This window comes from Arthrobacter sp. Br18 (assembly GCF_000520555.1).
Lineage (GTDB): Bacteria > Actinomycetota > Actinomycetes > Actinomycetales > Micrococcaceae > Arthrobacter_D.
Genome location: NZ_KI914858.1, coordinates 42,845 through 49,177, shown reverse-complemented (window position 1 = coordinate 49,177; position 6,333 = coordinate 42,845). Strand labels below are relative to the sequence as shown.

Genomic DNA, 6,333 nt, shown 5'->3' with positions numbered 1-6,333 from the left:
CCCGCCGTTGCGGCGGCCACGGTCGAGACCGCGAGGAGCAGCCCCACCCAGACCGGCTGATCCAGCAGGAAGACGGCGCACAACACCCCGACGAGGATCGCCCCGCCGATGGACCCGCCGAAACCCTCCCACGATTTCTTCGGACTGATTTTCGGAGCCATGGCATGTTTCCCGAAGGAGGCTCCCACGATGTAACCGAAGGTGTCATTGGCCACCACGAGCAGGAGCAGCGTCGCGATGACCAGGGAGCCGCCGTCGGCCCTCACCAGCAGCAGGGCGAAGCTGAGCAGGAAGGGAACCCACAGGAGCGCAAACGTACCGGCCATGATGCTGCGCGTCGCGTCGGGCGCCGGATCGGCGGACCGCCACACCAGCAGGGCAAAGACCGACGCCACGGACGCGAACGCGAGGCTTTCGGCTCCCCCGAAGTAGGCAGCGAGCGGCATCACGATGCTCGAGGCAAGTGCCGGTGCCAGCGGAACACGGATGCGCCGTACCTCGAGCGCGCGGGCTGTCTCCCACACACCGACTGCACCGAGGGCGGTGACGATGGCCACGAAGACGAGGGGGAAGAACAGGAGCCCAGCGAGCACCGGGATGAGGAGGCCTGCGCCGACGCCGATTGCTGCGGGAAGGTTGCGGCCGGCCCTCGACGGCTGCCCCGGCGCGCCGGCCTTCGTGCGGGGAAAGAGCGAGAACCCCCGCTTCTGCGGACGCCCGACGCTTACGGTACGCCGACTCACCGGGCACCACCCGTGCCGCTGAGCGGTGGGGCGCTGGTGCCCTCGGGGGTCTGGAGGTCGATCATCAGACTTCGAGGAGCTCGGTTTCCTTGCGCTTCAGCAGCTCATCGATGGTGTCGGTGTGCGCCTTCGTCTTCGCATCCAGTTCCTTCTCCGCCCGCGAGCCCTCGTCCTCGCCGGCGTCGCCGTCCTTGACGGTCTTGTCGATGCCGTCCTTCGCCTTCCGCCGGATGTTGCGGATCGAGATCTTCGCATCCTCGGCCTTGGTACGCACGAGTTTCACGTACTCCTTGCGTCGCTCCTGTGTCAGTTCGGGGAGGACCACACGGATGACGTTGCCGTCGTTCGAGGGATTTGCTCCCAGGTCGGAGTCACGCAGCGCGCGTTCAATATCGTTGAGCGACGACCTGTCGAAAGGTGTGATCAGCAGTGTGCGCGCTTCCGGGTTCTGGAACGAAGCCAACTGCTGCAGGGGCGTGGGTGAGCCGTAGTACATCACCACGATCTTGGAGAACATCGAGGCATTCGCGCGCCCGGTGCGCACTGTCGCGAAATCGTCCTTTGCCACGTCCACGGCCTTGTCCATCTTTTCGCTGGCCTCTAGCAATGTCTCTTCGATCACGACGTCTCCTTAGCTCTGCCTTCAGTTGCACGGCAACCGGTCCGGTTCCCAATCCTAGTTCACACGTCCTGCTGCCCCACCCACACCCCTCCGGATGCCTGCGCGGGTGCTAGGTGGTAACGACGGTCCCCAAAGCTTCCCCGCGGATGGCGCGGGTCACGTTGCCCTCACCCTCCATGCCGAAAACCACCATGGTGAGGTTGTTGTCCTTGCACATGGTCATGGCCGTCTGGTCCATCACCCGGATGTCACGCCTCAGCGCCTCGTCGTAGGACAGCGTCGCAAGTTTCCTGGCGGTCGGGTCCTTATGGGGATCAGCGGTGTAGACACCGTCAACACCGCTCTTGGCCATCAGCACCTCGTCGGCGTGCACCTCGAGCGCGCGCTGCGCAGCAACCGTGTCGGTGGAGAAGTAGGGCAACCCCGCACCGGCGCCGAAGATGACCACCCGGCCCTTCTCGAGGTGCCGGATGGCCCGTCGCGGGATGTATGCCTCGGCGACCTGCCCCATGGTGATGGCGCTTTGCACCCGGGTTTCAACCCCCGCCTGCTCCAGGAAGTCCTGGAGCGCGAGGCAGTTCATGACGGTACCGAGCATGCCCATGTAGTCGGCCCTGGAGCGGTCCATGCCGCTCTGGGACAGTTCGGCCCCGCGGAAGAAGTTTCCACCTCCGACGACGATGGCGACCTCCACCTCATCGATGGTCGCAGCGATCTGCTTGGCGACCGACCGCACCGTGTCCGGATCCACGCCGAGCTTCCCGCCACCGAAAACCTCACCGGAGAGCTTCAGCAATACCCGCCGTCGCCCCTGGGTGCCGCTTTTTGTCGCCGTTTCAAGGATGTTCATGGTGCCTCCCGGGCATCGAGCGGGTGAGTCTTAACCTGTAAAAGAATACGGCGCGCCCACCGGGCGCGAAAAAGGGCGGCCACCTGTTGCGGCCACCCTTCTCCCTGGTACCAACGGAGCCCTTGTGCCTTGGCTCCCTATGCTCCTACACGGAACCGCGCGAATGCCGTCGCCTTGACGCCGGCCTCGTTGAGCACCTGCGCAACAGACTTCTTGGCATCCTTGGCAAAAGCCTGGTCCACCAGGACGCCCTCCTTGAAGAAGCCGGTCAGTCGGCCCTCGACGATCTTGGTGAGGGCCTGCTCCGGCTTGCCCTCGGCGCGGGCCGTCTCATCGGCAATGCGCCGCTCCGACTCCACGAGCTCCGCCGGAACTTCCTCACGCGTGAGGTAGGTCGGTGAGTAGGCGGCAATGTGCACCGCGACGTCATGGGCGGCTGTGGCTGCGGAATCACCTTCACCCTCGACGGCGAACAGGACACCCACCTGGGCGGGGAGGTCCTTCGAGGTCTTGTGCATGTAGGCATCGACGATATTGCCTTCGACGCGGGCAACCCGTCGGACGTCAACCTTCTCGCCGAGAAGTGCACCTGCTTCGATGACGTGCTCAGAAACGGGCTTGCCATCAAGGTCAAAAGCCAGCAGCGATTCGACGTCGGCAGCGCCGGACGCGATTGCGGCTCCGAGCACCTTCTGGGAGAAGTCGATGAACGGGCCGGCCTTCGCGACGAAGTCGGTTTCGCAGTTGACCTCGACCATGACTCCGACGTTACCCTCGACGCGCGCAGCGACGAGACCCTCGGCCGTTGAGCGGCCTTCGCGCTTGGTGGCACCCTTGAGGCCCTTGATACGGATCAGCTCCATCGCCTTTTCGGCATTGCCGTCGGCTTCGTCAAGTGCCTTCTTCACGTCCATCATGCCGGCGCCGGTGCGCTCGCGGAGGGCTTTGATGTCAGTGGCAGTGTAGTTTGCCATACGAACTCCTAGGTTGGGATTGATCAGCTGAAGAAAGAGCGGGACACCGGCTCGCTTCTCAGGAGTAATGCCGGTGGAACATGCGTAGGGGGCGCGGAATCACCCGCACCCCCTACACAGCTGGAACTACTTGGTGTCGTCTGCTGCGGCTTCCGTGGCGGGAGCGACTGCTTCGGGAACTTCCTCGGCGATGGGAGCCTGCAGGCCGGCAGGAGCTTGGTCGGCAGCGGGAACGTCGACCGTTGCCTCGGGAGATGCCTCGCCTGCAACCTCGGGGATTGCCGTCTGGGCTGCTGCGGGTGCGTCTGCAACCGGTGCGTCTGCAACCGGTGCGTCTGCAACCGGTGCGTCTGCGGATGCAGGCGCAGGGGCTTCCGAGTTGCCCTGGAGCAGTTCGCGCTCCCACTCGGCCATGGGCTCATCGGCTGCTGCCGAGTCGTTGTTGCCCGAGCGGTTGTGGCGGGCGATCAGGCCCTCGGCGACGGCGTCGGCGACGACCCGGGTCAGCAGGTTCACTGCACGGATGGCGTCGTCATTGCCCGGAATGGGGAAGTCGACTTCGTCAGGGTCACAGTTCGTGTCGAGGATCGCGACCACGGGGATGTTGAGCTTCTTCGCCTCGTCGATGGCGAGGTGCTCCTTCTTGGTATCGACAATCCAGACCACAGACGGAGCTTTGGTCAGGTTGCGGATACCGCCGAGGTTGCTCTGCAGCTTGGTGAGCTCACGCTTCAGGAGCAGAAGCTCCTTCTTGGTGTGGCCCGAACCAGCGACATCGTCGAAGTCGATCTCTTCGAGTTCCTTCATACGCTGGATACGCTTCGAAACCGTCTGGAAGTTGGTGAGCATTCCACCGAGCCAGCGCTGGTTGACATAGGGCTGGCCGACGCGGGTCGCCTGGTCGGCAATCGCTTCCTGGGCCTGCTTCTTGGTACCGACGAAGAGGACGGTGCCTCCATGGGCGACGGTGGCCTTGACGAACTCGTAGGCGCGGTCGATGTAGGACAGCGACTGCTGGAGGTCGATGATGTAGATCCCGTTGCGCTCGGTAAAGATGAAGCGCTTCATCTTCGGGTTCCAGCGGCGCGTCTGGTGACCGAAGTGGACGCCGCTGTCGAGGAGCTGGCGCATGGTTACAACTGGCATGATCTGCCTTTCTTTCAGCAGGGCTCCTACACGACTCAGCGCGCTGCCTCTGCTTTGTTGACGGTTATCAGCGTTACGCCCAGGGTGGGCGAAACTCCTGGTGCCTGTTTGTTGGATAACGCGCTCGCCCTACCCGAATGAACCGGACCGTTGGACGAACACCCCGGCTGCTCCTGTAGGCAGGCGGGTCGCAGACACGCGTAGTCAGTTCACTGACAGCAGCCCCTCACAGCAGACCGGAAGGCCGCACGGCTGAAGGGAATGCAGCGAACTGCTCTGCCCAGTGTACTACAGGGCGTGGGGCCCGGGGGCGGCGGGTCTGAGGTCGTAGACCGTGCCGGCGGGCTGGACAGGTCAAGGAATTGCGCCGTTGTCCACATGGCAGCAGCGGGTCGCGGTTCACCCTGCAGCACGGGAAGAGTAGTGCCATGACCGGGCACTACCCGCAGCACTCGACTCAACCGCACAGGACCGCGTTCCGCCGCGGGCCGGGACGCGCGCTGGCGGCCGCCGTCCTCTGCCTCGCGTTGCCTGCAGGTGGAGCGGCGCAAGCCGGAGTTGCAGGCAACCAATCAGATCCGGCGCCAATATCGCACGCAGGACCATCAGGTGAAGGAACACTCGGCGCAGGACCGACAGGTGCAGGAACACTCGGCGCAGGACGACCAGTCGGCGGCACTCCTCCGGGTTCGTTCACCGCCCGCTGGTCCTGGCCGCTGGCGCCCACGCCTGCCGTCCTGCGGCATTTCCGGCCACCGCCCGAGCGGTGGAATGCCGGTCACCGGGGCGTGGACCTCTCAGCAACACGGTCAGCAAGCGTCGGCGGTGCAGTGCCGATCCTCAGTCCAGCCGATGGTGTTGTCCTCTTCGCCGGCACGGTCGTCGACCGCCCGGTGCTCTCGATCGACCACGGCAACGGCCTCGTCAGCAGTTTCGAGCCGGTTACGACAGCCCTTCGCACGGGCGATAACGTTGCCGCAGGGGACACGGTCGGCACTGTCGAAGGACCAGCCCACTGCCCGGTGGCGTGCGTGCACTGGGGCGTCCGCTTCAACGGCGACTACGTGAACCCGCTCGCCTACGTCTCGGACCGGCGGCCGTCGGTGCTACTTCCGCTCAGGCGGTGACGGCCAGCCCCGGATACCGGAAACCTGGAACCCGAAGCCGGGAACCGGGAATCTGGCGCCTGGAACCCGAAGCCGGGAATCCGGAACCTGAAGCCTCCTAGACGAAAGCCGAGATGCCGGTGATCGCTCGACCGGTGACCAAGGTATTCATTTCCTGGGTGCCCTCATAGGTGTAGATCGCTTCGGCGTCGGAGAAGATTTTCGCCATCTCGTAGTCGGCGACAATACCGTTGCCGCCGAGGATGTTGCGGCCGGCCGCGACGCTTTCACGCATCCGCGCCGTCGTGAAGGCCTTTGCCATGGCGGATTGCTCGTCCTTCGCCGTCCCTGCGTCCTCAAGCTGCGCGAGGCGCACCATCATCCCCATGGAGCTCATGGCATTGCCGAGAATCTGCACGAGCTGCTGCTGCACGAGCTGGAACGAGGCGATGGGCCTGCCGAACTGCTGGCGCTCCACGGCGTAGCGGCGGGCGACGTCGAAGGCGGCCAGCTGCTGGCCCACCGCCTGCCACCCGACCGAGAGCCTTGTCACCTTCAGGACCTTGTTCGTGTCGCGGAAGCTGTTGGCGCCCTTGAGGTGAAAGTCATCCGATACTACAACGTTGTCGAGGACGATATCGGCGTTCTCCACGGTACGCAGCGCGATCTTGTTTTCGATCTTCGTGGCCGAATAGCCTGAAAGGGAGGTGTCCACCAGGAAACCCTTGACCTGGTTATCCTCCAGGTCCCGGGCGTAGATGACCACCCAGTCCGAAAACGTGGCATTGCCGATCCACCGCTTGGCGCCGTTGAGGATCCAATTGCCGCCCTCACGCCGGGCAGTGGTGCGGGTGCCGCCGGCCACATCGGAGCCGCCGAGCGGCTCGGTCAG

Annotated in this window: 7 protein-coding genes; 1 reads left to right on the top strand and 6 read right to left on the bottom strand. The window is 64.6% G+C overall.

The genetic code is table 11. The features are described from left to right. The 5 genes from Y704_RS19895 to rpsB all read right to left on the bottom strand — a co-directional run. Positions 1 to 743 (bottom strand): phosphatidate cytidylyltransferase (locus Y704_RS19895; protein ID WP_051476836.1); only part of this gene is annotated, 743 nt, incomplete at its 3' end. A 64-nt stretch (positions 744 to 807) separates the two neighbouring features. After that, on the bottom strand, positions 808 to 1,365 hold the full coding sequence (gene frr, locus Y704_RS0108505) for a ribosome recycling factor (RefSeq protein ID WP_026549813.1): 558 nt from the start codon (positions 1,363 to 1,365) through the stop codon (positions 808 to 810). A 109-nt stretch (positions 1,366 to 1,474) separates the two neighbouring features. Next, positions 1,475 to 2,215: a UMP kinase gene (gene pyrH / locus Y704_RS0108500; RefSeq protein WP_026549812.1), complete on the bottom strand. Its 741-nt coding sequence runs from the start codon at positions 2,213 to 2,215 to the stop codon at positions 1,475 to 1,477. A gap of 137 nt (positions 2,216 to 2,352) precedes the next feature. Then, complete coding sequence (gene tsf, locus Y704_RS0108495) at positions 2,353 to 3,189, bottom strand: translation elongation factor Ts (RefSeq protein WP_026549811.1); 837 nt, start codon at positions 3,187 to 3,189, stop codon at positions 2,353 to 2,355. 126 nt (positions 3,190 to 3,315) lie between these two features. Beyond that, positions 3,316 to 4,335 carry a 30S ribosomal protein S2 gene (gene rpsB, locus Y704_RS19890; RefSeq protein WP_035772027.1) on the bottom strand — a complete coding sequence of 340 codons (1,020 nt, stop codon included), beginning with the start codon at positions 4,333 to 4,335 and terminating at the stop codon, positions 3,316 to 3,318. Between the two features lie 428 nt (positions 4,336 to 4,763). Between rpsB and Y704_RS19885 the strand changes: the two genes are divergently transcribed. Beyond that, entirely contained in the window at positions 4,764 to 5,462 is a 699-nt protein-coding gene (locus Y704_RS19885) for a peptidoglycan DD-metalloendopeptidase family protein (protein WP_081747492.1), read from the top strand. 97 nt (positions 5,463 to 5,559) lie between these two features. Here Y704_RS19885 and Y704_RS23360 read toward each other — a convergent pair. Then, the coding region (locus Y704_RS23360; RefSeq protein WP_035772025.1) for an acyl-CoA dehydrogenase family protein at positions 5,560 to 6,333 on the bottom strand (774 nt) is incomplete at its 5' end.

Bases quoted from the DNA above. Each gene is read 5' to 3' on its own strand.
- tsf (WP_026549811.1), bottom strand. From the start codon at position 3,189: ATGGCAAACTACACTGCCACTGACATCAAAGCCCTCCGCGAGCGCACC.
- pyrH (WP_026549812.1), bottom strand. From the start codon at position 2,215: ATGAACATCCTTGAAACGGCGACAAAAAGCGGCACCCAGGGGCGACGG.
- Y704_RS19885 (WP_081747492.1), top strand. From the start codon at position 4,764: ATGACCGGGCACTACCCGCAGCACTCGACTCAACCGCACAGGACCGCG.
- rpsB (WP_035772027.1), bottom strand. From the start codon at position 4,335: ATGCCAGTTGTAACCATGCGCCAGCTCCTCGACAGCGGCGTCCACTTC.